Genomic DNA, 25,358 nt, shown 5'->3' with positions numbered 1-25,358 from the left:
CAACGCCCGCACCGAGAAGGAAGCGAAGGGCACGCCCCTTCCGACCGTGATCACGGTCTACCAGGACAAGTCGTTCACCTTCATCACCAAGACGCCCCCGGCGTCGTACTTCATCAAGCAGGCGCTGAACCTGAAGTCGGGTTCCAAGGCGCCCGGCCGCGACAGCGCGGGCAAGATCACGCGCAGCCAGCTCCGCGAGATCGCCGAGAAGAAGATGAAGGACCTCAACGCGAACGACGTCGAGGCCGCCGCCAAGATCATCGAGGGCTCTGCGCGCTCGATGGGTCTTCAGATCGTGGAGGCCTGAGCACATGGCCAAGCAACCCAAGCGCACGAAGACGTGGACCGGCGACACCCAGGCCACCCACGCCCTCAACGACGCCGTGAAGCTGGTGAAGGCCAACGCCAACGCCAAGTTCGACGAGACCGTCGAGATCGCCGTCAACCTGGGCGTCGACCCGCGTCACGCCGACCAGCAGGTCCGTGGCGTCGTGGCCCTGCCGTCCGGCACCGGCCGTGACGTGCGCGTCGCGGTCATCGCCAAGGACGCCAAGGCCGAGGAAGCCAAGGCGGCCGGGGCCGAGATCGTCGGCGCCGAGGAACTGGTCGAAAAGATCCAGGGCGGCTTCATGGACTTCGACCGCGTGATCGCCACGCCCGACATGATGGCCCTCGTCGGCCGTCTGGGTAAGGTGCTGGGCCCGCGCGGCCTGATGCCGAACCCGCGCGTCGGCACCGTGACGCCGAACGTCGGCCAGGCCGTGAAAGACGCCAAGGGCGGCTCGATCGAGTTCCGCACCGAAAAGACCGGCATCATCCACGCCGGCATCGGCAAGGCCTCGTTCACCGAGGAAGCCCTGCAGATCAACGTGAAGGCGCTGATCGACGCGCTCAACAAGGCCAAGCCGTCGGGCGCCAAGGGCACCTACATCAAGAAGATCAGCCTCTCGTCGACGATGGGCCCGGGCTTCAAGGTGGACGGCGGTTCGGTCGGCGCCTAAGCGCAGATCGAAAGTCGAATGAGTTGAAGGCGCGGGCGATCCCCGCGCCTTTTTCTTTGCGTCCGCGAAACCTGACCGCGCGTCCCGGGCGGCGGCGCGGCGGTTGACCGGGGCTGGCGGCGCGGTCAGGACGGCGGCGAAGGGGAGGGACCCATGCCGACGATCGCGCTCGAGGCCTGCGAGGCCCGCCACAAGCCCGCGCTGGAGGCCCTGTTCCAGCTCTACACCCACGACTTCAGCGACTTCTGGGCCGGAACCGACCGCGGCGAGCTCGGAGAGGACGGGCGCTTTCCGGACTACCCTTACCTCGACAGCTACTGGTCCGAGCCCAACCGGTGGCCCTATCTGCTGCGCGTCGACGGCCATGTCGCCGGCTTCGTACTCATCAACGACTTCGCCCACTCCGGCCGGCCGCTGGACTTCAGCGTCGCCGAGTTCTTCGTGGTGCGGAAACACCGGCGCGGCGGCGTCGGGCGAGCCGCCGCCCGCGCGGCGATCGCAAGCCGGCCCGGCCAGTGGGAGCTTGCCGTGGCGCGGAAGAACGCGGCCGCTCAGCTGTTCTGGCGCGGCGTCGCGGCCGAACTCGGCGCGCCGGGCACGGTCGAGGAACGCGATCACGACGACGATCTCTGGAACGGGCTGATCGTCCGGTTCATGGTGGCCTGATGGAGCTCAAGGCCACCCGCTATGACGTGACGGACGGGATCGCCGTCGTCACACTCGCCCGTCCGAAACGCCGCAACGCCTGGACCGGGCGGATGCACACCGAGTACCGCTGGATCCTGCGCGAGGCCGACAACGATCCGGCCGTGCGGGTGATCGTGGTGACGGGCGACCCGGAGGGCGTCGCGTTCTGCCCGGGGGCGGACCTCCAGGCGCTGGAAGGACACTCCGAGCGCGGCCAGTACGACGCCGGCACGCAGGACGACATCGCCGAACCGGGCTACGGCGTGGACCCCGCCTTCGACGCGACGTTCGCCTACCACTTCGGGGTCGGGAAGCCGATCATCGCGGCGATCAACGGCGCGGCGGCCGGCGTGGGTCTGGTGCTGGCGGCCTTCTGCGACCTGAGGTTCTGCGTTCCGGGCGTGAAGTTCACGGCCGCGCATGGGCGCTACAACTTCCCGGTGGAGTACGGGCTCTCCTGGGTGCTGCCGCGGATCATCGGCCTGACCCACGCCAACGACATCCTTCTCTCCAGCCGTGTATTCACGGCCGAAGAGGCGGACCGGATGGGTTTCCTGAACCGGATCGTGCCGGCGGATCGGCTGATGGACGAAGTGATGGCCTATGCGCGAATGCTGGCGACCTCGGTCGCCCCCGGTTCGGCCCGCGAGAGCAAGCGCCAGATCTACCGCGACCTGCATCGCGATGCGGCCAGTTCGGTGAAGGTCGCCGAGGCGCTGCTGGTCGAGATGTCCCGCACGCCCGACTACAAGGAGGGCGTGAAGGCCTTCATGGAGAAGCGGCCGCCGGCCTGGTCCGGGTGAGCCGCCTCTTGACGCGCGCCCCCTTGACGCACGCAGCGTAACGGCCCCAGGGACGAAGCCGACAAGCCGAGGAGATGCCCCGTGAGACGCGCCGCCATCGTCAGCCCCATCCGCACCGCCGTGGGCAAGTTCCAGGGCAGCCTCGCCAGCATGACCGCCGGCGACCTGGGCGCGGTGGTCCTGAAGGCGCTTGTGGAGCGCACGAAGATCGACCCGGGCAAGGTGGACGACGTCATCTTCGCCCAGGGCTATGGCAACGGCGAGGCGCCGTGCATCGCGCGCTGGTCGCTGCTGGCGGCCGACTTCCCGATCGAGGTGCCCGGCTACCAGCTCGACCGCCGCTGCGGCTCGGGCCTGCAGGCGGTGATCGACGCGGCGATGATGGTGCAGACCGGCGTCGCCGACGTGGTGATCGCCGGCGGCGTCGAAAGCATGAGCAACACCGAGTACTACTCGCTCGACATGCGCAACGGCGCCCGCGCGGGCTCGGTGACCATGCACGACCGCCTGGCCCGCGGCCGGGTGATGAGCCAGCCGATCAGCCGCTTCGGCGTGATCTCGGGCATGATCGAAACCGCCGACAATCTGGCGCGCGACTATCAGATCAGCCGCGAGCAGGCCGACGAATACGCCGTCATGAGCCACCAGCGCGCGACCAGGGCCTGGGCCGAGGGCAAGTTCGACGACGAGCTGGTGCCGGTCTCGGTGCCGCAGAAGAAGGGCGACCCGGTCGTCTTCGCCAAGGATGAGGGCGTGCGCGCCGACGCCACCATGGAGAGCCTGGGCAAGCTGCGCGCCATCGAGAAGGACGGCGTGGTGACGGCCGGCAACGCCAGCCAGCAGAACGACGCGGCGGCCGCCTGCCTGGTGGTGGCCGAGGACAAGCTGGCCGAGCTGAACCTCGACCCGATGGGCTACTTCGTGAGCTGGGCCGCGGCCGGCTGCGATCCGTCGCGCATGGGCATCGGTCCGGTGCCGGCGGTGAAGCGCCTCTTCGAGCGCACCGGCATGGGCTGGGACGACATCGATCTCGTCGAGCTGAACGAGGCTTTCGCGCCGCAGGTGCTGGCCGTGCTGAAGGGCTGGGGCTGGGACGAGCGCGACCGGCTGAACGTCAACGGCTCGGGCATCTCGCTGGGCCACCCGATCGGCGCCACCGGCGGCCGGATCCTCGCCAACCTGCTGCGCGAGCTGAAGCGCCGCGACGGCAGGTACGGCCTGGAGACCATGTGCATCGGCGGCGGCCAGGGCATCGCGGCCATCTTCGAGGCGGCGTGAGAAGGTCAGCTTGAACCACCAAGCTCACGAAGCGCACCAAGCTAGAGCGCGATGCGCCGAACCCCGTCCTTGAGCGCGATGCACCTTCAAGCCCGCGTCGACGACGCTCCGCGCGATCCGGTCGAGCGTCGCCGGCATTGCTTGGTGGCCTTCGTGTGCTTGGTAGTGCATTCCCGGCCTAAGCCTGAATGTTCTTATTATGTTCGCACCTCGCCCTGAGGCAAGCTCGACGTGGCCGGAGGCGTGGCTCGCGGCGGGTTGAACTGGCGGGGGTCTTCCTGTAAACGCCCGCGCTTCGCCGCTCCTTCGGGAGTTGCGAGGACGGGAGGCCCCACTCTTCACCGGGGGCGGGTTTCCCATCCTGTCCAAGAACTGTGCAGCCGCCGGGGTCACCGGAGGCCGTAACGCGAGGAGGGGCCCCTCCTCAGGCGCAGGGAGACGGGAAGATGACGGCTCGATCGTTCCACCGCAACGCGGCGGGGGCGGCGGCTGCGGCTTCTCTCACAAGGACAGGTGCTTACCCGCGTGCGCAGTCTCGTGCGCGCGGAACCTGAGTATGGAGACCGCAATGGACCGCGCTCAAAAGCAGGACGCCATCGAAGCGCTCAAAGGCGTTTTCGCTGACGCCGGCGCCGTGGTCGTGACCCACTACAAGGGTCTGACCGTTGCGGAAATGACCGATCTGCGTGGCCGCCTTCGCACCGAAGGCGCCAAGCTGCAGGTGGTGAAGAACACCCTCGTCCAGAAGGCTCTGGGCGGCTCGATCGGCGAGGCGGGCGACGCCCTCTTCAAGGGTCCCGTCGCCATCGCCTTCGCGGCCGACCCGGTGTCCGCCGCCAAGGTCGCGACCCAGTACGCCAAGGACAACGACAAGTTCTCCGTCATTGGCGGCTTCATGGGTCAGCAGGTGCTGGACAAGACGTCGGTGACGGCCCTCGCCACGCTGCCTTCGCTGGACCAGCTCCGCGCCAAGATCATCGGACTGCTGCAAGCGCCCGCGACCAAGATCGCGGGTGTGCTGCAGGCGCCCGCTGGTCAGTTGGCTCGCGTCGTCGGCGCCTACGCCGCCAAAGACGCCGCCTGATCGTCACTTCCCGACAAACATCCCTGAAGATCAAGGAATCTAAGAATGGCCAATCTCGAAAAGCTGGTGGACGACCTCTCCGCCCTGACCGTCCTGGAAGCTGCTGAGCTCTCCAAGCTGCTGGAAGAAAAGTGGGGCGTGAGCGCCGCGGCTCCGGTCGCCGTCGCCGCCGCTCCGGGCGCCGGTGGCGCCGCCGCTCCGGCCGAAGCCGCCGAAGAGCAGACCGAGTTCACCGTTGTTCTCGCCGCCGGCGGCGACAAGAAGATCAACGTGATCAAGGAAGTCCGCGGCGTCCGTCCGGACCTCGGCCTGAAGGAAGCCAAGGACCTCGTCGAAGGCGCTCCGCAGAACGTGAAGGAGAACATCTCCAAGCAGGAAGCGGAAGAGATCAAGAAGAAGCTCGAAGAAGCCGGCGCCACCGTCCAGATCAAGTAGTCTGGCCGGCGTCGACGACGACGCTTCAAGCGATCGAAGGGCCGGGAGCGATCCCGGCCCTTTTTCGTACCCCCGATCGGGGGAGGGCAGGACTGCCGCGCCGGCGCATCGTCAACCTCAGGAGAGCCGTGTCTGGGGGGCGCGACGACGATGAGACTGAGCATGCTGGGCGGCGCGGCCGCCGTGCTGGGGCTGGCCTTCGTGACGGAGGCCCGGGCGCAGAGCGCCTACGACATCAACCGGCTCAACGCGGCGATGCAGATCTGCAACTCGCCGGCCGGGGCGACGATGGCGGAATGCGCGCAGCTCCGCGCCAAGATGGGGCTGGGGGCGGGGCCGTCGATCAATCTGCCGGGCGGTGGGCTGAGCGGCCTGGCCGGCGGCAACAAGGCGGCCGCGGCGGCGGGCATCCTGGGCATCATCGGCCAGGCCCAGGCGCGCAGCCAGGCTGCGCCGGCGATCCAGGCTGCGCCGGCCGTGAACCCTGCGGCCGTGCAGGAGGCGATCAGGACCTGCGTGCAGAACGCCGGCGGCAATGCGACGGCCATCCAGGCCTGCCTGCAGATCGCGACGGCGGCCCGGCCCGCCGCGGCGGTCGCCACGCCGCGCCCGTCGCTGGGCATCGGCGCCTATCAGGCGCAGTCGCCGGCAGCCGCCTTGCCGCCCGGCGCGCTGCCCTCGGTGGCCAACGGTCACGCCGCCGCGATGGCGACCTACCAGGCCGGACAGAGCTACCAGGCCTGTGCGGCGGCCAATCCGGGCAACTGGCAATCGTGCCTGCCGCTGCTGAACGGCGGCGCGCCGCGCTGAGCATGAGCGGCGCCGGCGCGGCGACAAGGGCCCGGACGCGAGCCCGGCCCTTGCCGCGTCAGGCCGCCCGTTCGGGTTTGCCCCTGGCGCCCAGCTTCGGGATCAGCATGCCGACCTGGGCCCTGTAGGCGCGGTAGCGGTCGCCGAAGACCGCGATCAGGTCGCGTTCCTCGAACTGGATGGCGATCAGGATGTAGCCCAGCGTCGCGACCGCGAAGACCAGGTGGCCCAGGCTCATGGCCGGCGTCGCCCAGAAGGCCACGATGAAACCCAGGTAGATCGGGTGACGAACGCCCCGGTAGAAGCCCGGCGTGCGGAACGCGATCGGCGCTGGGGGCCGGCCGCGCAGCCGGTTCCAGACCTGCTGCAGCCCGAAGAGCTCGAAGTGGCTGATCAGGAACGTCGAGACCAGCACCACGCCCCAGCCGGCCCAGAAGAGTACGGCGAGCGCCGTGGCGGCAAGCCCGGCCGGCGCCTCCCAGACGAGTTGCGGCAGCGGCCGCCAGAAGACGAACATCACGATCAGCGCGAGGCTGGCGAAGAGCACGTAGGTGCTGCGTTCGATGGGCTTGGGCACGATCCTGGTCCAGACCCGCTTGAACGCCGGGCGCGCCATGACGCTGTGCTGGACGGCGAACAGGCCGAGCAGCGCCGCGTCGATCAGGAGCGATGGGACAAGGGGGCCGGGAAGGCCGCTGTCGATGGTTCGGGGGACGGGCAGGTCGCCCACGAAGGCGATGGCGTAGAGGAACGTGGCGAAGAAGACGAGATAGGCGACGACGCCGTAGAGCGTGAACAGAAGTCCGGTCATGGCATGACCCTCCGCGATGAGAATGGATAGGACGGCGCCACGCGTTCGCCAACCGTTGTTCGGCAGGGTCGCGAAGGGGCGGCTCGGGAGGCGAGGGCAACCTCGCCCCGGCGGGGCGGGCAGCCAGGCCGGACGGCTCCGACGCGGCGGAACAACCGCGCCGCCTGGCCGGTTGATCCTGGGCGAGACGAAAGCCAGCAGACCACCCGGGATACGCCCGGGCACGACCCCCAGGTCGACCGAGGGGCGGCGCGGAGAACACGGCTCCGCGTCGCCTCTTCGTTTTCGCGCGGCAGGGGACTTCACAAACCTGCCCAAAGGGACTATCTCCCGCCGTTCGCGAAACACCTCCCGATTCACATCTCCCGAGATGCGGCCTTCGCGCGTGCAGGCCCCGAGGCATGGTCCGTCGCCCTCCGACCATGCGAAGGGGCGCTCCCGACGACACGGGGAGCATTCCAGGGTCCGGCTCCCGTCCGCGGGAGTCCGACAGGGCGGACCCGGAATGGAAGCACTCGGCGCCCGGATTCCCGTCCTGGCGTCCTCAAGGGATCAAAATGGCGCAATCCTTCACCGGTAAGAAGCGGATCCGATTCTCGTTCGGCCGCATCCCTGAAGCCGTGCAGATGCCGAACCTGATCGAGGTTCAGCGCTCGTCCTACGAACAGTTCCTGCAGCGCGAAGTCCGCGCCGGCGAACGTCGCGACGAGGGCATCGAGGCGGTCTTCAAGTCGGTCTTCCCGATCAAGGACTTCAACGAACGCGCCGTGCTCGAATACGTCTCCTACGAGTTCGAAGAGCCCAAGTACGACGTCGAGGAATGCGTTCAGCGCGACATGACCTATGCGGCGCCGCTGAAGGTGAAGCTGCGCCTCATCGTCTTCGAAACCGACGAAGAGACCGGCGCCCGCTCCGTGAAGGACATCAAGGAGCAGGACGTCTACATGGGCGACATCCCGCTCATGACGGAGAAGGGCACCTTCATCGTCAACGGGACCCAGCGCGTCATCGTCAGCCAGATGCACCGCTCGCCGGGCGTCTTCTTCGACCACGACAAGGGCAAGACCCACGCTTCGGGCAAGCTCCTGTTCGCCGCGCGCGTGATCCCGTACCGCGGCTCGTGGCTCGACTTCGAATTCGACGCCAAGGACATCGTCTACGTCCGCATCGACCGCCGCCGGAAGCTGCCGGCGACGACCTTCCTCATGGCGCTGGGCATGGACGGCGAGGAGATTCTCTCGACGTTCTACGACACCGTGCCGTACGAGAAGCGGAAGGGGGGCTGGGCCACCCCGTACAAGGCCGAACGCTGGCGCGGCGTGAAGCCGGAGTTCCCGCTCGTCGACGCCGACAGCGGCGAAGAGATCGCGCCGGCCGGCACCAAGATCTCGGCGCGCAACGCCAAGAAGTTCGCCGACAACGGCCTGAAGACCCTGCTGCTGGCGCCCGAGGCCCTGAACGGCCGCTACCTCGCCAAGGACCTGGTCAACTTCCAGACCGGCGAGATCTACGCCGAGGCCGGCGACGAACTGGACGCCGGCCTGCTGGCCAGCCTCGAAGAGCAGGGCTTCACGACCCTCGACGTCCTCGACGTCGACCACGTCACGGTCGGCGCCTACATGCGCAACACCCTGCGCGTGGACAAGAACACCGTCCGCGAGGACGCCCTGTTCGACATCTATCGCGTGATGCGTCCGGGCGAGCCGCCGACGGTGGAAGCCGCGGAGGCCATGTTCAAGTCGCTGTTCTTCGACGGCGAACGCTACGATCTCAGCTCGGTCGGCCGCGTGAAGATGAACATGCGCCTCGAACTCGACTGCCCCGACGACGTGCGCATCCTGCGCAAGGAAGACGTGCTGGCGGTCCTGAAGACCCTGGTCGGCCTGCGCGACGGCCGCGGCGAGATCGACGACATCGACAACCTCGGCAACCGCCGGGTCCGCTCGGTGGGCGAACTGCTGGAGAACCAGTACCGCGTCGGCCTGCTGCGCATGGAGCGCGCGATCAAGGAACGCATGAGCTCGGTCGACATCGACACGGTCATGCCGCACGACCTGATCAACGCGAAGCCCGCGGCCGCGGCCGTGCGCGAGTTCTTCGGCAGCTCGCAGCTCTCGCAGTTCATGGACCAGACCAACCCGCTGTCGGAAATCACCCACAAGCGCCGCCTGTCGGCCCTTGGCCCGGGCGGTCTGACGCGTGAGCGCGCCGGCTTCGAAGTCCGCGACGTGCATCCGACCCACTACGGCCGGATCTGCCCGATCGAGACGCCGGAAGGTCCGAACATCGGCCTGATCAACTCGCTCGCCACGCACGCGGTGGTGAACAAGTACGGCTTCATCGAGAGCCCGTACCGCCGCATCAAGGACGGCAAGACGACCGAAGAGGTCGTCTACATGTCGGCCATGGAAGAGGCGAAGCACGTCATCGCCCAGGCCAACATCAAGCTCGACAACGGCGCCATCGTCGAAGACCTGGTGCCCGGCCGGATCAACGGCGAACCCGGCCTGCTGCAACGCGACCAGGTCGACCTGATGGACGTGTCGCCGAAGCAGGTCGTCTCGGTGGCCGCCTCGCTGATCCCGTTCCTCGAGAACGACGACGCCAACCGCGCCCTCATGGGCTCGAACATGCAGAAGCAGGCCGTGCCGCTCATCCAGTCGGATGCGCCGCTGGTCGGCACCGGCATGGAAGGCATCGTGGCGGTGGACTCCGGCGCCGTCGTGACGGCCCGCCGCGCGGGCGTCGTCGAGCAGATCGACGGCACGCGTATCGTCATCCGCGCGACCGAGGAGCTCGACCCCTCGAAGCCGGGCGTCGACATCTACCGCCTGCAGAAGTTCCAGCGCTCGAACACCTCGACCTGCATCAACCAGCGTCCGCTGGTGCAGGTGGGCGACAAGATCCTGGCCGGCGACGTCATCGCCGACGGCCCGTCGACCGAGCTGGGCGAACTGGCCCTGGGCCGGAACACGCTCGTCGCGTTCATGCCCTGGAACGGCTACAACTTCGAAGACTCGATCCTGATCTCCGAGCGCATCGTGCGCGACGACATCTTCACCTCGATCCACATCGAGGAGTTCGAGGTCATGGCCCGCGACACCAAGCTGGGCCCGGAAGAGATCACCCGCGACATCCCGAACGTCGGCGAGGAGGCGCTGCGCAACCTCGACGAAGCGGGCATCGTGGCGATCGGCGCCGAGGTGATGCCGGGCGACATCCTGGTGGGCAAGGTCACGCCGAAGGGCGAAAGCCCGATGACGCCGGAAGAAAAGCTCCTGCGCGCCATCTTCGGCGAGAAGGCCTCCGACGTCCGCGACACTTCGCTGCGCCTGCCCCCGGGCGTCGCCGGGACGATCGTGGAAGTCCGCGTGTTCAACCGTCACGGCGTCGACAAGGACGAGCGTGCGCTGGCCATCGAACGCGCCGAGATCGACCGCCTCGGCAAGGACCGGGACGACGAGTTCGGCATCCTGAACCGCAACATGACCGGCCGCCTGCGCGAGCTGCTGGTCGGCAAGACCGCCGTCTCGGGTCCGAAGGGCCTGGGCCGCGGCGAAGTGACGGCCGACAAGCTGGAAGAGATCGCGCCCGGCCTGTGGTGGCAGATCGCGCTCGACGACGAGAAGGCGATGGGCGAGCTCGAAGCGCTGCGCAAGCAGTTCGACGACGCCCGCAAGCGCCTCGACCGCCGCTTCGAGGACAAGGTCGACAAGCTGCAGCGCGGGGACGAGCTGCCGCCCGGCGTGATGAAGATGGTCAAGGTGTTCGTGGCGGTGAAGCGCAAGCTGCAGCCGGGCGACAAGATGGCCGGCCGTCACGGCAACAAGGGGGTCATCTCCAAGATCCTGCCGATCGAGGACATGCCCTACCTGGAAAACGGCCAGCACGTGGACATCGTGCTGAACCCGCTTGGCGTGCCGTCGCGGATGAACGTCGGCCAGATCTTCGAAACCCACCTCGGCTGGGCGTCGGCCGGTCTCGGCAAGCAGGTCGCCGACCTGCTCGAGGCCTGGCAGCACGGCGGCCAGAAGGCGGCGCTGATCGACTACCTGCGTGACGCCTACGGCAAGGACGAGGAGCTGCCCGACGACGAGGGCGAGCTGCTCGAACTGGCCCGCAACCTGTCAAAGGGCATCCCGTTCGCCACCCCGGTGTTCGACGGAGCCCACATCAACGACATCGAGGATCTGCTGGAGAAGGCGGGCCTCGCGCGGTCGGGCCAGTCGTACCTGTACGACGGCCAGACGGGCGAGCGGTTCAAGCGTCCGGTGACGGTCGGCTACATCTACATGCTGAAGCTGCACCACCTGGTCGACGACAAGATCCACGCCCGTTCGATCGGTCCGTACAGCCTGGTCACCCAGCAACCGCTGGGCGGCAAGGCGCAGTTCGGCGGTCAGCGCTTCGGGGAGATGGAGGTCTGGGCTCTGGAAGCCTACGGCGCCGCCTACACCCTGCAGGAGATGCTGACGGTGAAGTCGGACGACGTGGCCGGCCGGACCAAGGTCTACGAGAGCATCGTCCGTGGCGACGACACCTTCGAGGCCGGGATCCCGGAAAGCTTCAACGTGCTGGTCAAGGAGATGCGCTCCCTCGGCCTGAACGTGGAGCTGGAGAATAGCTGACGGACACCTTGCCCTCCCTCGGACGGGGGAGGGCGATCCGCCTGCTTTCTTTAGATTTATTCGCGGGGCTCACCCCGCAGAAGGAACCAAGATGAACCAGGAAGTCCTGAACATCTTCAATCCGGTCCAGGCCGCTCCGACCTTCGACCGCATCCGCATCGCCCTGGCCTCGCCGGAAAAGATCCGCTCGTGGTCGTTCGGCGAGATCAAGAAGCCCGAGACCATCAACTACCGCACGTTCAAGCCCGAGCGTGACGGCCTGTTCTGCGCGCGGATCTTCGGTCCGACGAAGGACTACGAGTGCCTGTGCGGCAAGTACAAGCGCATGAAGTACAAGGGCATCATCTGCGAAAAGTGCGGGGTCGAAGTGACCCTGGCGCGCGTCCGGCGCGAGCGGATGGGCCACATCGAGCTGGCCTCGCCGGTCGCCCACATCTGGTTCCTGAAGTCGCTGCCCTCGCGCATCGCGCTGATGCTGGACATGGCGCTGAAGGACATCGAACGCGTCCTCTACTTCGAGAACTACATCGTCACCGAGCCGGGCCTCACGCCGCTGAAGCAGCACCAGTTGCTCTCGGAAGACGACTTCCTGCGCTTCCAGGAGGAGTTCGGCGACGACAGCTTCACCGCCGAGATCGGCGCCGAGGCGGTCCAGGGCCTGCTGAAGGGCATCGACCTGGCCAAGACGGCCGAGGGCCTGCACGAGGACCTGAAGACCACCACCTCGGAAATGAAGCTCAAGAAGGCGTCCAAGCGCCTGAAGCTCATCGAGAGCTTCATCGAGAGCGGCAACAAGCCCGAGTGGATGGTGCTGACGGTGATCCCCGTCATCCCGCCGGAACTGCGCCCGCTGGTGCCGCTGGACGGCGGCCGCTTCGCGACGTCGGACCTGAACGACCTCTATCGCCGGGTCATCAACCGGAACAACCGCCTGAAGCGCCTCATCGAGCTGCGCGCGCCGGACATCATCATCCGCAACGAAAAGCGGATGCTGCAGGAGGCCGTCGACGCCCTGTTCGACAACGGCCGCCGCGGCCGCGTGATCACGGGCGCCAACAAGCGCCCGCTCAAGTCGCTCGCCGACATGCTGAAGGGCAAGCAGGGCCGGTTCCGCCAGAACCTGCTCGGCAAGCGCGTGGACTACTCGGGCCGCTCGGTCATCGTGGTGGGTCCCGAGCTGAAGCTGCACGAGTGCGGCCTGCCGAAGAAGATGGCGCTCGAGCTCTTCAAGCCGTTCATCTACGCGCGTCTGGACGCCAAGGGCCTCTCGGGGACCGTGAAGCAGTCCAAGCGCATGGTGGAGCGTGAGCAGCCGGCGGTCTGGGACATCCTGGACGAGGTGATCCGCGAACACCCGGTGCTGCTGAACCGCGCGCCGACCCTGCACCGCCTGGGCATCCAGGCGTTCGAGCCGAAGCTGATCGAGGGCAAGGCCATCCAGCTTCACCCGCTGGTCTGCGCCGCCTTCAACGCCGACTTCGACGGCGACCAGATGGCCGTCCACGTGCCGCTCTCGCTGGAAGCCCAGCTTGAGGCGCGCGTGCTGATGATGAGCACGAACAACATCCTGTCGCCCGCGAACGGTCGCCCGATCATCGTGCCGTCGCAGGACATCGTGCTCGGCCTCTACTACCTGTCGCTGGCCAAGGACGGCGAGCCGGGCGAGGGCAAGGTCTTCACCGACCTGGCCGAGATCGACCAGGCGCTCGACGCCAAGGTCGTGACCCTGCACTCGAAGGTGAAGGCGCGTCACACCGAGATGGACGCCGACGGCAACGTCGTGCGGAAGATCATCGACACGACGCCCGGCCGGATGAAGATCGCGGCCCTGCTGCCGCACAACCCGGCGATCGGTCACCGTCTTCTCGAGAAGAACCTGACCAAGAAGGAGATCGGCAACCTGATCGACGCCGTCTACCGGCACTGCGGTCAGAAGGCGACGGTCATCTTCGCCGACCAGGTCATGGGCCTGGGCTTCCGCGAGGCGGCCAAGGCCGGCATCAGCTTCGGCAAGGACGACATCGTCATCCCGGCCCGCAAGGCGCCGATCGTCGAAGAGACCCGCAAGCTCGTGGAAGAGTACGAGCAGCAGTACGCGGACGGCCTGATCACCAAGGGCGAGAAGTACAACAAGGTCGTCGACGCCTGGGCCAAGGCCACGGACCGCGTCGCCGACGAGATGATGGCCGAGGTCTCCTCGGCGCCCGTGGGGCCGGACGGCCGCCAGGGCGAGATCAACTCGATCTTCATGATGAGCAACTCGGGCGCCCGCGGTTCGCAGGCGCAGATGAAGCAGCTCGGCGGGATGCGCGGCCTGATGGCCAAGCCGTCGGGCGAAATCATCGAGACGCCGATCATCTCGAACTTCAAGGAAGGCCTGACCGTTCAGGAGTACTTCAACTCCACGCACGGCGCCCGCAAGGGCCTGGCCGACACCGCCCTGAAGACCGCCAACTCGGGCTACCTGACCCGCCGCCTCGTCGACGTGGCGCAGGACTGCATCATCACCGAGGAAGACTGCGGCACCACGCGCGGCATCACGCTGCGCGCGGTGGTCGAAGGCGGCGACGTGCTCGTGAGCCTCGGTCAGCGCATCCTGGGCCGCTTCGCGGCCGAGGACGTGAAGGACCCGGGCACCAACGAGATCATCGTCCCGGCCGACAGCTATCTCGACGAGAACATGTGCGATCTCGTGGAGAGCGCCGGCGTCCAGTCGGTCAAGATCCGCTCGGTCCTGACCTGCGAGACCAAGGTCGGCGTCTGCGGCGCCTGCTATGGCCGCGACCTGGCCCGCGGCACGCCGGTGAACATCGGTGAAGCGGTCGGCGTCATCGCCGCCCAGTCGATCGGCGAGCCCGGCACGCAGTTGACGATGCGGACCTTCCACATCGGCGGCACCGCACAGGTGGCCGAGCAGTCGTTCTTCGAAAGCGCCAACGAGGGCGTCGCCCGGATTTCCGGCGGCAACACCGTGGTCGCGGCCGACGGCGGCCTCATCTCGATGAGCCGCAACCTGACCCTGACCGTCCAGGTCGATGGCAAGGACCGCGAGTCCTACAAGGTGCCCTACGGCGCCCGCCTGCAGGTCAAGGACGGCGGCAAGGTGAAGCGCGGTGAACGCCTTGCCACCTGGGACCCCTACACCACGCCGATCATCACGGAAGTGGGCGGCAAGGTGCGCTTCGAGGACCTGGTCGAGAACTTCTCGTTCCGCGAGGAGGCCGACGAGGCCACCGGCATCTCCAACCGCGTGGTCATCGACTGGCGCGCCAGCTCGAAGGGTTCGGACCTGCGTCCGGCCATGTCGGTGCTGGGCGAGGACGGCGCCTACAAGCGTCTGTCGAACGGCGGCGAAGCCCGCTACCTGCTGCCGGTCGGGGCCATCCTCTCGATCGGCGACGGCGACGAGGTGAAGCCCGGCGAGATCATGGCGCGGATCCCCACGGAAAGCGCCAAGACCCGCGACATCACCGGCGGTCTGCCGCGGGTGGCCGAGCTGTTCGAAGCCCGGCGTCCGAAGGACTGCGCGGTGATCGCCGAGATGGACGGCCGCGTCGAGTTCGGGCGCGACTACAAGAACAAGCGCCGCATCAAGATCACCCCGGAAGACGGTGAAGCGGTCGAGTTCCTGATCCCGAAGGGCAAGCACATCGCGGTCCACGACGGCGACGTGATCCGCAAGGGCGAGTACATCATCGACGGCAACCCGGACCCGCACGATATCCTGCGGATCCAGGGCATCGAGGCGCTGGCCGACTTCCTGGTGAACGAGATCCAGGAGGTCTACCGACTGCAAGGCGTGCCGATCAACGACAAGCACATCGAGACGATCGTGCGTCAGATGCTGCAGAAGGTGGAGATCCTCGAGCCGGGCGACACCGGCCTGCTCAAGGGGGACCACCTGGACAAGCTGGAAGTGGAAGAGGAGAGCGCCAAGGCGGAAGCCCGAGGCGGTCGCCCGGCGCTCACCCAGCCGGTTCTGCTGGGCATCACCAAGGCCAGCTTGCAGACCCGCAGCTTCATCTCGGCCGCGTCGTTCCAGGAAACGACCCGCGTGCTGACCGAAGCGGCGGTCCAGGGCAAGAACGACACCCTGGAAGGCCTGAAGGAGAACGTGATCGTGGGCCGCCTCATCCCGGCGGGCACGGGCTCGTACCTGCGGAACCTGCAGCGCATCGCCGCCAAGCGCGACGAGGCCCTGACGGCCAGCCGCGAGGAAGCCATGGAGCCGCTGCCGGCCGAGATCGCCGACGCGGCCGTGGCCGAGACGGTCGAGTCGTAAAGCACTCCGGTAACGTCACGCGTACGAACGGCCCGGGAGCGATCCCGGGCCGTTTTCGCATGCGAAGTCTGGCCCGGCCCTAGGCGCCCGGCGCCGGTCGCGGCTAGGTTGCGACTCGTGGGGACCACGCGGGGGTGGACTGTGAAAGCGTATCTGATGGCGGCCGCGGCGGCCGTCTCTCTCGGCATGGCGGCTCACGCCGCGCCGCCGCCGGCCTCGGCCTTCGGGCGTGTCCCGGCGGTGGTGGATGCGGCGATCTCGCCCGGTGGGCAACGCATCGCGATCCTCGGCGGCGCCCCTGATCGAAGAGCGGTTTCGATCGCCACGATCGACCAGCCGAACCTGCCTAGACTCGAACTCGGCGACGTGGAAGGCGTCAGCGTGCGCTGGGCGGGGGACGATCACGTCCTCGCGAGGATCGCGTTCTGGGACAGCTTTGGCCCGCGGCAGGCTTATCGCTTTGAACGCAACGTGGTGGTGTCGACCGACGGGAGAGCCATCACGCGCCTGCTGGAAAGCGACACGTTGTCCCGCTTCCTCCTCGAACAGCCCGTGTTTCGGGTGACGGCCGGCGACCGACCGCAAGCCATCGTCCTGGGGCTGATCGAGGGCAGTGGAGACAACACCACCAAGGACAGCCGCATGAAGCGGAAGGAGGGGGAGTTCCTCACCGCTCTCTGGCGCGCCGACCCGGCGAGCGGAAAGGGGATCCTTCTGGAGCGTGGCGACTATGATACCGTCGCGTGGTCGGTGGACCCGGCAGGGCAGCCGCGCGTCCGCCTCGACATCGACCAGATCAACCATCGCTTTTCCGTCTACGGCAAGGCCGATGGAAAAGGTCAGTGGAAGCAGGTCTGGTCGGGAAATAGCTTCAAGAGCCGACGCTACTATCACGGATACTCGACGGCGACCGATTCTATCTACCTGGGCATGAACGACAAGCTAGTTGCCAAGCGTCTGGACGACGGCGCCGAGACGACCTTTGGCCAGACGTCGTCGCAACCTTCGCCATCGATCATCTGGGACGAGTACACCGATGCGCCCGTTGGCCTCTCCACAGGAGCCGAGCGGCCAAACATAGAATGGTTCGATGCGGAGATCGGGTCGGCTCACGGCGTGCTCGCTCGCGCCTTCAAGTCGCAGTCAGTACGACTCTGGGGCTGGTCGCGCGATCGCAACCGGTTCCTCGCCCGGGTAAGTTCGCCGACGTCTCCCCCCACGTGGTTTCTGTATGACCGGGCTCGCAAGGAGGTCTCGCCACTCGGTGAGGAGTACCCCGAACTGAAGGGCGCACAACTCGGGTCCACCAGATGGATCACCTATAAGGCTGCAGATGGGCTGGAGATCCCAGGATATCTGACCCTGCCGCCCAACGCGGATCCGAGCGGGAAGCCACTACCTCTCGTCGTCCTTCCGCATGGTGGCCCGGCCGTTCGGGACGCCTACGACTTCAACATCTTCGCCCAGTTCCTGGCGACCAGGGGCTACGCCGTTCTTCAACCTCAGTATCGTGGTTCCTGGGGCTTTGGGCAGGCGTTCGAGGACGCGGGCAACGGGGAGTGGGCCGGGAAGATGCAGACCGACCTGCTCGATGGCGTCCGGGCGCTCGCTTCGCAGAATCTCGTCGATCCGAACCGGGTCTGCATCGTGGGCATGGACTTCGGCGGGTACGCCGCGCTGGCCGGCGCCTCGCTGCACCCAGAGGCCTACCGCTGCGCGGCGTCCATTGCCGGCATTTCTGACTTGGGGTTGTTCCTGGTGGAAGAAGGACGGCTCTACGGTCGTGACGGCGGCAGTTCCAGAGAGCTGCGGGAAATGCTCGGCGGCGCGACTCGTCCGAACCTCGATGCCGCGTCGCCGGCCCGCCGCGCCGGATCGGTCAAGGCGCCGGTCCTGCTCATCCACGGTGACAAGGACACCGTGGTGCAGCTTTCCCAATCTCAGTTGATGGCCGATCGACTCAAGGCCGCGGGCAAGCCGTACGAGTTCGTCGTGCTGGAGGGTGAGAACCACTACCTGACCAAGTCCGCGAACCGGACCCGGACGCTGGAGGCGCTGGAGGCGTTCCTGGCGAAGAACCTGCCGGTGAACTGAGCGGGAAGTGGGGCAGGGGCCTTGGCGGAGCGCGATGAGCGCTTAGATCAGACGGCAGGCCGATAGGAGGATCCCTTGCCGCTGCTGCTCTGCCCCAACTGCAACACCTCGATGCAGAACGTCGCCCGAGGCGGCGTCGAGATCGACATGTGCCCGAGCTGCCGCGGCGTCTGGCTGGATCGGGGCGAGCTCGAAAAGCTGATGACCGGCCAGCGCGACGAACGCAGCGGCTACGAGCAGGACCGCCAGAAGTTCGATCGCGAGGTGAAGGACTTCCACCGCGACCCCGACGACTGGAAGAAGCGCCATCCCTACGACGACCGCGAGCGGCGTCACCGCTACGACGACGACTATCACTACCGGAAGAAAAAGAAGGGCTTCGACATCTTCGACATCTTCGACTGACGTGCGCCGGTTTGATCTGAGTCAAAGATGACGCCTGCGTCATTTTTATGATCGCCCCAGGTCCGGAAGATGCCGGGCAAGGGAGATCGCCATGCTGCACGTCCAAGAGGTCAAGGGTCCGCCGACCGAGGTCCAGTACTTCGACGAGGATGACCTCGCCCATCGTCTCACCGACCATGACGTGGAGGTGATCCGCGAGATCTTCCGCACGCCGCTCACCGGCTCGTACAACTGGGACTACGAAGCGGCCAACGCGCGCATCCGCCGGCTCTACGAGCTGGGCAAGCGCTTCAACTGGAATTCCGAACTGGACGTCGACTGGACGCTGAGGGGCGAGCCCCGCAGCTTCTCGGAGGATGAAGGGCCCGAGGGCTTCAAGGACCATCCCAAGTGGAAGCGCCTGACGCCGGAGCAGCGGGCGGACTTCATGGCGCGCACCTCGGCGCAGACGCTCTCCCAGTTCCTGCACGGAGAGCAGGGCGCGCTGATGGTGGCGTCGCAACTGGTCACCTGCGCTCCGACGCACGACGCCAAGCTCTACGCCGCATCGCAGACCTTCGACGAGGCGCGGCACGTCGAGGTGTTCCATCGCTACCTGATGGAGCGCTGCCACATGATCTATCCGATCAACCCGAACCTGAAGTTCCTGCTCGACAAGGTGCTCACCGACGAGCGCTGGGACCTGAAGTTCATCGGCATGCAGATCCTGATCGAGGGCCTGGCGCTGGCGGCGTTCCAGACGATCCACGCGCAGACGCCCGATCCGCTGCTGAAGCAGGTCGTGGGCCTTGTCATGCGTGACGAGGGCCGCCATGTCGCGTTCGGCGTGAACTACCTCGAGGACTGGATCCGCGCGCTTCCGCAGGACCAGATCGAGGAGCGGGCGCAGTTCGCCTACGAGGCCTGCGTGGTGATGAAGAACCGGCTGATCTCCACCTCGGTCGCCGAGGAGTTCGGCTTCACCCGCGACGAGGCGCTGGAGATCAACGCCCAGAGCCAGGGCGGCGAGGCCTTCCGCACCTTCCTCTTCGAACGGATGATCCCGAACCTGAAGCGCGTGGGCCTGCTGACCGACGCGATCCGGCCGAAGTTCGAGGAACTCGGCGTGCTCTCGTTCGAGAACCTGCGGCACGACGGCGAGATCGACTGGGTCCGTCTCGAGGCGCCCCTCGAGACCGGATCGCGGCTCGTCGCCTAGAGCCTTCGGCGGTTCGCCTGAACCGTCGAAGGCTCGACACCTCTGCCTCCGGACAGACCATTCGGCTTCCCGGCCTCGGACCGGCCTGGGCGCCGAATGGTCTAGAAGGGGACCTTGAGTTCGCGCCGGCTGTCGTTGCCGGTGACGCGGCCGAGGTCCTCGGCGGTGGCGCCGATGCCGGTGCTGGGCTTGTCGGGCTGGCGGATGTTGCCCGCGTTGTAGCCCGTGCCCGACGTGCCCGGGCCGCCGCCGGCGGAGCGCTTGTAGACGAAGTCCTGCTCCTTGCGCCGGCCCTCGGCCTCGAAGCCGCTCGCCTTGCCGCGCTCCACGCCGAGGCCCTGGAACGGCTGGTCGCCGAAGCGATCGGCGAACCGGTCCATGCAGGCTTCGCGTTCGGCGCGGGAGAGGGCGGGGCTGTTGCAGTCGAGGCGGCTCTTCAGCGCATTGCGGGCGTTGCGCGCCAGGGCGTCGTCGGCCGTGGGGCCGATGATGGGCCGGATCGCGCCGGGCGAGGGGGCGGCCTTGGGCGGCGGCGTCTCCGGCGCGGCGGGCGTGACGAGCGGCGCGACCGGCGGCGGCTGGTCCGAGAAGGGCTGGGGGCGGCGGTGCAGGCGGATCGGCGTCGGCTTCGCGCCGGGCGGCGCGGCGGCCGGCGGCGGGGTGCGCGGGATGATCAGCACCGGGATGATGGCTTCGGGCGGGCCGGACGGCGGGATCGGCGTGCGCAGCCGCGGCGCCTGGATCCAGACCAGGGTCAGGAGCACGGCGTGGACGGCCAGCGAGGCCGCCACGATCCCAACCTTCCGGCCCTGCCGCGCCGTCGCCGGCATTCGAGCTCCCGTCTTCCAAGCTGCGCCTTGAGAGAGAACGCGCGAAAGGCGAATTCATGGCCGTCCCGCCGAGCCCTTCCGTCGCCGGGAACGCAGATTGACGGGACGCCGCTTCGCGACTATGTAGCGCCCTCTTTCGAGGCCGGGGATTCTTCCCAGCTCCGATGAGCCGCTACCGCCGGACCGCCCGAACGGGTGACCGGCGTGTTTTGCGTTTCATGGGTCGGCGTCGAACCATGACCACGAAGATCCCAACTGAGGCGCCACGGCCAAACGGCACACGCCTCCACGAAGCGAGAGTAGATGCCGACAGTCAACCAGCTCATCCGCAAGCCGCGCCAGGACAAGCCCTCGCGGAACAAGGTCCCGGCCCTGAAGGGGTGCCCGCAACGTCGCGGCGTCTGCACCCGGGTCTACACCACGACCCCGAAGAAGCCGAACTCGGCTCTGCGTAAGGTCGCCAAGGTGCGCCTGACCACCGGCATCGAAGCGGTGTGCTACATCCCCGGCGAAGGCCACAACCTGCAGGAACACTCGGTCGTGCTGATCCGCGGCGGCCGCGTGAAGGACCTTCCGGGCGTCCGCTATCACATCCTCCGCGGCGTGCTCGACACGCAAGGGGTCAAGGACCGCAAGCAGCGCCGCTCGCTCTACGGCGCCAAGCGTCCGAAGTAAGGAAATTCCGAGATGTCCCGTCGCCGTAAAGCAGACAAGCGTGAAGTGCTCCCCGATCCCAAGTTCGGGGATCTCGTCGTCACCAAGTTCATGAACTACGTGATGTACGAAGGTAAGAAGGCCGTCGCCGAGAACATCGTGTACGGCGCCTTCGATCTCCTGGAGGCCCGCCGCAAGGATCTGGGCCCGCTCGAGGTCTTCCATACCGCGCTGGACAACGTGGCTCCGGCCATCGAAGTCCGGTCCCGCCGGGTCGGCGGCGCCACCTATCAGGTGCCGGTGGAAGTCCGTCCCGAGCGCCGCAAGGCCCTGGCCATCCGCTGGCTGATCACCGCGGCGCGCAAGCGCGGCGAGAACACCATGACCGAGAAGCTGGCCGGCGAACTTCTGGACGCCTCTTCGAACCGCGGCACCGCGGTGAAGAAGCGCGAAGACACGCACAAGATGGCGGAAGCCAACCGGGCCTTCTCGCACTACCGCTGGTAAGCCCGACTTCAGTCACGCTTTCCGGCGCGGGCGGTTTGAGATAAACCGCCCGCGCCGTTCGTTCAGCTACTCCCGAACAGCCCTTTTCCAAGGCGATCCGCTATGCCCCGTACGCATAAAATCGAGGACTACCGCAACTTCGGCATCATGGCCCACATCGATGCCGGCAAGACGACGACGACGGAGCGGATCCTCTATTACACCGGCAAGTCGCATAAGATCGGCGAAGTCCACGATGGCGCGGCCACCATGGACTGGATGGAGCAGGAGCAGGAGCGCGGCATCACGATCACGTCGGCCGCGACGACCGCGTTCTGGAAGGACAAGCGTCTCAACATCATCGACACCCCCGGGCACGTCGACTTCACCATCGAAGTCGAGCGCTCGCTGCGCGTGCTCGATGGCGCGGTGACGGTGCTGGACGGCAACGCCGGCGTCGAACCGCAGACCGAGACCGTCTGGCGCCAGGCCGACAAGTACAACGTCCCGCGCATCGTGTTCGTCAACAAGATGGACAAGCTGGGCGCCGACTTCGACAAGTCGGTGGAGTCGATCCGCGACCGTCTCGGCGCGAAGGCCGTTCCGATCCAACTGCCGATCGGCGCGGAGTCGGCGCTGAAGGGCCTGGTCGACCTCGTCCGCATGAAGGCGGTGGTCTGGGACAACGACGGCCTTGGCGCGAACTATCGCGACGAAGAGATCCCGGCCGACCTGAAGGAAAAGGCCGAAGCCGCGCGCCATTACATGATCGAGAACGCGGTCGAACTCGATGACGAGGCCATGGAAGCCTACCTCTCGGGCGAAGAGCCGTCGGAAGAGGTCATCAAGAAGTGCATCCGCAAGGCGGTGCTGACCGGCGCGTTCTATCCGATCCTCTGCGGCTCGGCGTTCAAGAACAAGGGCGTTCAGCCCCTGCTCGACGCGGTCGTGGACTATCTGCCGTCGCCGGTGGACATCCCGCCGACCAAGGGCATCGACTTCCGGACGGAAGAAGAGGTCGAACGCCGCGCGTCCGACGATGAGCCGCTGTCGGTCCTGGCGTTCAAGATCATGGACGACCCCTTCGTGGGCTCGCTCACCTTCTGCCGCATCTACTCGGGCAAGCTCGAGACCGGCATGGGCCTGATGAACTCGACGCGCGACAAGAAGGAGCGCGTCGGCCGCATGCTGCTGATGCACTCGAACAACCGGGAAGACATCAAGGAAGCCTACGCCGGCGACATCGTCGCCCTGGCCGGCCTGAAGGAAACCCGGACCGGCGATACGCTGTGCGATCCGAACAAGTCGCCGGTGATCCTGGAGCGCATGGAGTTCCCGGCGCCCGTGATCGAGATCGCCGTCGAGCCGAAGTCGAAGGCCGACCAGGAGAAGCTGGGCGTGGCGCTGGCCAAGCTGGCCGCCGAGGACCCGTCCTTCACCGTGTCGACCGACCACGAGAGCGGCCAGACCATCCTGAAGGGGATGGGCGAACTGCACCTCGACATCAAGATCGACATCCTGAAGCGCACCTACAAGGTGGAAGCCAACATCGGCGCGCCCCAGGTGGCCTATCGCGAGAGCCTCGGGAAGCGCGCCGAGATCGACTATACGCACAAGAAGCAGACCGGCGGCACGGGCCAGTTCGCCCGCGTGAAGATCGTGTTCGAGCCGGGCGAGCCGGGCTCGGGCTTCGTCTTCGAAAGCGCGATCGTCGGCGGCGCGGTGCCCAAGGAATATATCCCGGGCGTCCAGAAGGGCATCGAGTCGGCGAAGGACAACGGCCTGCTGGCCGGGTTCCCGCTGATCGACTTCAAAGCGACCCTGATCGACGGCGCGTTCCACGACGTCGACTCGTCGGTCCTGGCCTTCGAAATCGCCTCGCGCGCGGCCTTCAAGGAACTGCGCGAGAAGGGCGCCCCGAAGCTGCTCGAGCCGATCATGGCCGTCGAGGTCGTGACGCCGGAAGAGTACCTGGGTTCGGTCATCGGCGACCTGAACGGCCGCCGGGGGATGATCCAGGGTCAGGACATGCGCGGCAACGCGACGGTGGTGAACGCCTTCGTCCCGCTGGCGAACATGTTCGGCTACGTGAACAACCTGCGCGGCATGTCGCAAGGCCGGGCGCAGTTCACCATGCAGTACGATCACTACGATCCGGTGCCGCAAGCGGTCGCCGAAGAAGTCATCAAGAAGTACGCCTAATCCCAACCCTAGTTTAGAGGACAAGCCCGGACAGGGCTGGAGCTTGAAATGGCCAAAGAGAAGTTCGAACGCAACAAGCCGCACTGCAACATCGGTACGATTGGTCACGTAGACCATGGGAAGACGACGCTGACGGCGGCGATCACGATGGTGCTGGCGAAGAGTGGTGGCGCGACGGCGAAGTCGTATGCGGACATCGACGCGGCGCCTGAGGAGAAGGCGCGGGGGATCACGATCAACACGGCGCACGTGGAGTACGAGACGGCGAACCGTCACTATGCGCACGTGGACTGCCCTGGTCACGCGGACTACGTGAAGAACATGATCACGGGTGCGGCGCAGATGGACGGCGCGATCCTGGTGGTGTCGGCCGCTGACGGTCCGATGCCGCAGACGCGCGAGCACATCCTTTTGGCGCGTCAGGTGGGCGTGCCGGCGCTGGTGGTGTTCATGAACAAGGTGGACATGGTCGACGACGCCGAGTTGCTGGACCTGGTGGAGATGGAGGTGCGCGAGCTTCTGTCGAGCTACGAGTTCCCGGGCGACGACATTCCGATCACGAAGGGCTCGGCGCTGGCGGCGGTGGAAGGCAAGACGCCGGAGATCGGGGAGAACGCGATCCTGGCGCTGATGGCGTCGGTGGACGAGTACATTCCGCAGCCTGAGCGTCCTGTGGACCTGCCGTTCCTGATGCCGGTGGAAGACGTGTTCTCGATCTCGGGTCGGGGCACGGTGGTGACGGGCCGGATCGAGAAGGGGATCGTGAAGGTCGGCGAGGAAGTGGAGATCGTGGGCATCCGTCCGGTGCAGAAGACGACCTGCACGGGCGTGGAGATGTTCCGCAAGCTGCTGGACCAGGGCCAGGCGGGGGACAACGTGGGGGTGCTGCTGCGCGGCACGAAGCGGGAGGACGTGGAGCGTGGCCAGGTGCTGTGCAAGCCGGGCTCGATCACGCCGCACACGGAGTTCCTGGCGGAGGCCTACATCCTGACGAAGGAAGAGGGCGGTCGTCACACGCCGTTCTTCACGAACTACCGTCCGCAGTTCTACTTCCGCACGACGGACGTGACGGGGATCATCAAGCTGAAGGAAGGCGTGGAGATGATCATGCCCGGCGACAACGCCGAGCTGACGGTGGAGCTGATCACGCCGATCGCGATGGACCAGGGCCTGCGCTTCGCGATCCGCGAAGGCGGCCGCACGGTGGGCTCGGGCGTGGTGAGCAAGATCATCAAGTAGCCTGAACCCGGCCTGGCCGCTCTGCTGGCCGGGACGACTGTTTCTACGGAAGGCCGTCGGGGCGACCCGGCGGCCTTCTTCGTTGGGGCCCCCGGGCGGATGACATCGGCTTCATGACCGACATTTAAGCTGTGGGGCGCGGCGTGGGCGACTAGCTTCGCGTCACACCCAACGGGGACCGGGACATGCAGCCGAAGATCGCCCTCATCGCCGCGGGCGCCGCCGCTCTGGCCGCTCTGGGCGCCCTGGCCGCCGCGGGCCCGGCGCAGGCCGCGTCGGTGGAGATCAAGGATGCGGTGGCGCGGGTCACCGTGGTCCCCGAGGACCGGGCCGACATCAAGGTGGACATCGTGCGCCCGCACCCCAGGCTGCCGCTCACCGTCCGAACCCTCGGCGACCGCACCATCGTCGACGGCGACCTCGACCACGGC

The 25,358-nt window shown here is 67.0% G+C and carries 19 protein-coding genes and 1 pseudogene; 18 read left to right on the top strand and 2 right to left on the bottom strand.

Annotated features, from left to right (window positions below; translation table 11 throughout):
* From rplK to JNL41_RS00485, 8 genes are all read left to right on the top strand, one after another.
* Window positions 1-307, top strand: a 307-nt coding sequence (gene rplK / locus JNL41_RS00520) for a 50S ribosomal protein L11 (protein WP_293472150.1), incomplete at its 5' end; no start/stop codon positions are given.
* Window positions 308-311: 4 nt separating this feature from the next.
* Window positions 312-1,001, top strand: coding sequence for a 50S ribosomal protein L1 (gene rplA, locus JNL41_RS00515; protein ID WP_293472148.1), 690 nt, complete (start codon window positions 312-314; stop codon window positions 999-1,001).
* 153 nt (window positions 1,002-1,154) lie between these two features.
* On the top strand, window positions 1,155-1,667 hold the full coding sequence (locus tag JNL41_RS00510) for a GNAT family N-acetyltransferase (protein ID WP_293472146.1): 513 nt from the start codon (window positions 1,155-1,157) through the stop codon (window positions 1,665-1,667).
* Window positions 1,667-2,491 carry an enoyl-CoA hydratase-related protein gene (locus tag JNL41_RS00505; protein ID WP_293472144.1) on the top strand — a complete coding sequence of 275 codons (825 nt, stop codon included), beginning with the start codon at window positions 1,667-1,669 and terminating at the stop codon, window positions 2,489-2,491. Before JNL41_RS00510 ends, JNL41_RS00505 begins: the two co-directional genes overlap by 1 nt.
* Before the next feature lie 81 nt (window positions 2,492-2,572).
* Window positions 2,573-3,769: an acetyl-CoA C-acetyltransferase gene (locus tag JNL41_RS00500; protein ID WP_293472142.1), complete on the top strand. Its 1,197-nt coding sequence runs from the start codon at window positions 2,573-2,575 to the stop codon at window positions 3,767-3,769.
* A 568-nt stretch (window positions 3,770-4,337) separates the two neighbouring features.
* Window positions 4,338-4,853, top strand: coding sequence for a 50S ribosomal protein L10 (rplJ, locus tag JNL41_RS00495; protein WP_293472141.1), 516 nt, complete (start codon window positions 4,338-4,340; stop codon window positions 4,851-4,853).
* Between the two features lie 45 nt (window positions 4,854-4,898).
* Window positions 4,899-5,288 (top strand): 50S ribosomal protein L7/L12, encoded by a 390-nt coding sequence (gene rplL / locus JNL41_RS00490; protein WP_293472139.1) that lies wholly within the window; start codon window positions 4,899-4,901, stop codon window positions 5,286-5,288.
* 150 nt (window positions 5,289-5,438) lie between these two features.
* Window positions 5,439-6,098, top strand: coding sequence for a hypothetical protein (locus tag JNL41_RS00485; RefSeq protein WP_293472137.1), 660 nt, complete (start codon window positions 5,439-5,441; stop codon window positions 6,096-6,098).
* A gap of 58 nt (window positions 6,099-6,156) precedes the next feature.
* Here JNL41_RS00485 and mddA read toward each other — a convergent pair whose 3' ends face one another.
* Complete coding sequence (gene mddA, locus JNL41_RS00480) at window positions 6,157-6,909, bottom strand: methanethiol S-methyltransferase (protein ID WP_293472135.1); 753 nt, start codon at window positions 6,907-6,909, stop codon at window positions 6,157-6,159.
* 557 nt (window positions 6,910-7,466) lie between these two features.
* Between mddA and rpoB the strand changes: the two genes are divergently transcribed.
* From rpoB to JNL41_RS00455, 5 genes are all read left to right on the top strand, one after another.
* A complete protein-coding gene (rpoB, locus tag JNL41_RS00475; protein ID WP_293472133.1) occupies window positions 7,467-11,537 on the top strand; it encodes a DNA-directed RNA polymerase subunit beta in 4,071 nt (1,356 codons plus the stop codon).
* A gap of 91 nt (window positions 11,538-11,628) precedes the next feature.
* Window positions 11,629-15,819: a DNA-directed RNA polymerase subunit beta' gene (gene rpoC / locus JNL41_RS00470; RefSeq protein WP_293472131.1), complete on the top strand. Its 4,191-nt coding sequence runs from the start codon at window positions 11,629-11,631 to the stop codon at window positions 15,817-15,819.
* 141 nt (window positions 15,820-15,960) lie between these two features.
* Window positions 15,961-17,913, top strand: a complete 1,953-nt coding sequence (locus tag JNL41_RS00465; RefSeq protein ID WP_293472130.1) for a S9 family peptidase — start codon at window positions 15,961-15,963, stop codon at window positions 17,911-17,913.
* A gap of 75 nt (window positions 17,914-17,988) precedes the next feature.
* Entirely contained in the window at window positions 17,989-18,318 is a 330-nt protein-coding gene (locus tag JNL41_RS00460) for a zf-TFIIB domain-containing protein (RefSeq protein WP_293472129.1), read from the top strand.
* 91 nt (window positions 18,319-18,409) lie between these two features.
* A complete protein-coding gene (locus tag JNL41_RS00455; RefSeq protein WP_293472127.1) occupies window positions 18,410-19,516 on the top strand; it encodes a ferritin-like domain-containing protein in 1,107 nt (368 codons plus the stop codon).
* 101 nt (window positions 19,517-19,617) lie between these two features.
* On the opposite strand, the gene JNL41_RS00450 is transcribed toward JNL41_RS00455, so the two are convergent.
* Window positions 19,618-20,346 (bottom strand): hypothetical protein, encoded by a 729-nt coding sequence (locus JNL41_RS00450; protein WP_293472125.1) that lies wholly within the window; start codon window positions 20,344-20,346, stop codon window positions 19,618-19,620.
* Window positions 20,347-20,649: 303 nt separating this feature from the next.
* On the opposite strand from JNL41_RS00450, the gene rpsL reads away from it, so the two are divergent.
* The 5 genes and pseudogenes from rpsL to JNL41_RS00425 form a co-directional block, all read left to right on the top strand.
* Window positions 20,650-21,021, top strand: coding sequence for a 30S ribosomal protein S12 (gene rpsL / locus JNL41_RS00445; protein WP_056018026.1), 372 nt, complete (start codon window positions 20,650-20,652; stop codon window positions 21,019-21,021).
* A 12-nt stretch (window positions 21,022-21,033) separates the two neighbouring features.
* Complete coding sequence (gene rpsG, locus JNL41_RS00440) at window positions 21,034-21,507, top strand: 30S ribosomal protein S7 (protein WP_293472123.1); 474 nt, start codon at window positions 21,034-21,036, stop codon at window positions 21,505-21,507.
* Between the two features lie 102 nt (window positions 21,508-21,609).
* Entirely contained in the window at window positions 21,610-23,688 is a 2,079-nt protein-coding gene (gene fusA / locus JNL41_RS00435) for an elongation factor G (RefSeq protein ID WP_293472121.1), read from the top strand.
* Window positions 23,689-23,736: 48 nt separating this feature from the next.
* Window positions 23,737-24,927 (top strand): elongation factor Tu, encoded by a 1,191-nt coding sequence (tuf, locus tag JNL41_RS00430; protein WP_293472119.1) that lies wholly within the window; start codon window positions 23,737-23,739, stop codon window positions 24,925-24,927.
* Window positions 24,928-25,112: 185 nt separating this feature from the next.
* Window positions 25,113-25,358, top strand: a pseudogene (locus JNL41_RS00425) (hypothetical protein); the annotation flags it as partial.

It is taken from the genome of Phenylobacterium sp. (genome assembly GCF_016793285.1).
Lineage (GTDB): Bacteria > Pseudomonadota > Alphaproteobacteria > Caulobacterales > Caulobacteraceae > Phenylobacterium.
Note: the sequence above shows the minus strand (reverse complement) of the source record. Positions and strands in the feature narration are given on the sequence as shown.

Excerpts from the sequence above, each read along its gene's own strand:
- rplA (WP_293472148.1), top strand. The coding sequence starts at position 312 with ATGGCCAAGCAACCCAAGCGCACGAAGACGTGGACCGGCGACACCCAG.
- JNL41_RS00510 (WP_293472146.1), top strand. The coding sequence starts at position 1,155 with ATGCCGACGATCGCGCTCGAGGCCTGCGAGGCCCGCCACAAGCCCGCG.
- JNL41_RS00505 (WP_293472144.1), top strand. The coding sequence starts at position 1,667 with ATGGAGCTCAAGGCCACCCGCTATGACGTGACGGACGGGATCGCCGTC.
- rplJ (WP_293472141.1), top strand. The coding sequence starts at position 4,338 with ATGGACCGCGCTCAAAAGCAGGACGCCATCGAAGCGCTCAAAGGCGTT.
- rplL (WP_293472139.1), top strand. The coding sequence starts at position 4,899 with ATGGCCAATCTCGAAAAGCTGGTGGACGACCTCTCCGCCCTGACCGTC.
- JNL41_RS00485 (WP_293472137.1), top strand. The coding sequence starts at position 5,439 with ATGAGACTGAGCATGCTGGGCGGCGCGGCCGCCGTGCTGGGGCTGGCC.
- mddA (WP_293472135.1), bottom strand. The coding sequence starts at position 6,909 with ATGACCGGACTTCTGTTCACGCTCTACGGCGTCGTCGCCTATCTCGTC.
- rpoB (WP_293472133.1), top strand. The coding sequence starts at position 7,467 with ATGGCGCAATCCTTCACCGGTAAGAAGCGGATCCGATTCTCGTTCGGC.
- rpoC (WP_293472131.1), top strand. The coding sequence starts at position 11,629 with ATGAACCAGGAAGTCCTGAACATCTTCAATCCGGTCCAGGCCGCTCCG.
- JNL41_RS00455 (WP_293472127.1), top strand. The coding sequence starts at position 18,410 with ATGCTGCACGTCCAAGAGGTCAAGGGTCCGCCGACCGAGGTCCAGTAC.
- JNL41_RS00450 (WP_293472125.1), bottom strand. The coding sequence starts at position 20,346 with ATGCCGGCGACGGCGCGGCAGGGCCGGAAGGTTGGGATCGTGGCGGCC.
- rpsL (WP_056018026.1), top strand. The coding sequence starts at position 20,650 with ATGCCGACAGTCAACCAGCTCATCCGCAAGCCGCGCCAGGACAAGCCC.
- rpsG (WP_293472123.1), top strand. The coding sequence starts at position 21,034 with ATGTCCCGTCGCCGTAAAGCAGACAAGCGTGAAGTGCTCCCCGATCCC.
- fusA (WP_293472121.1), top strand. The coding sequence starts at position 21,610 with ATGCCCCGTACGCATAAAATCGAGGACTACCGCAACTTCGGCATCATG.
- tuf (WP_293472119.1), top strand. The coding sequence starts at position 23,737 with ATGGCCAAAGAGAAGTTCGAACGCAACAAGCCGCACTGCAACATCGGT.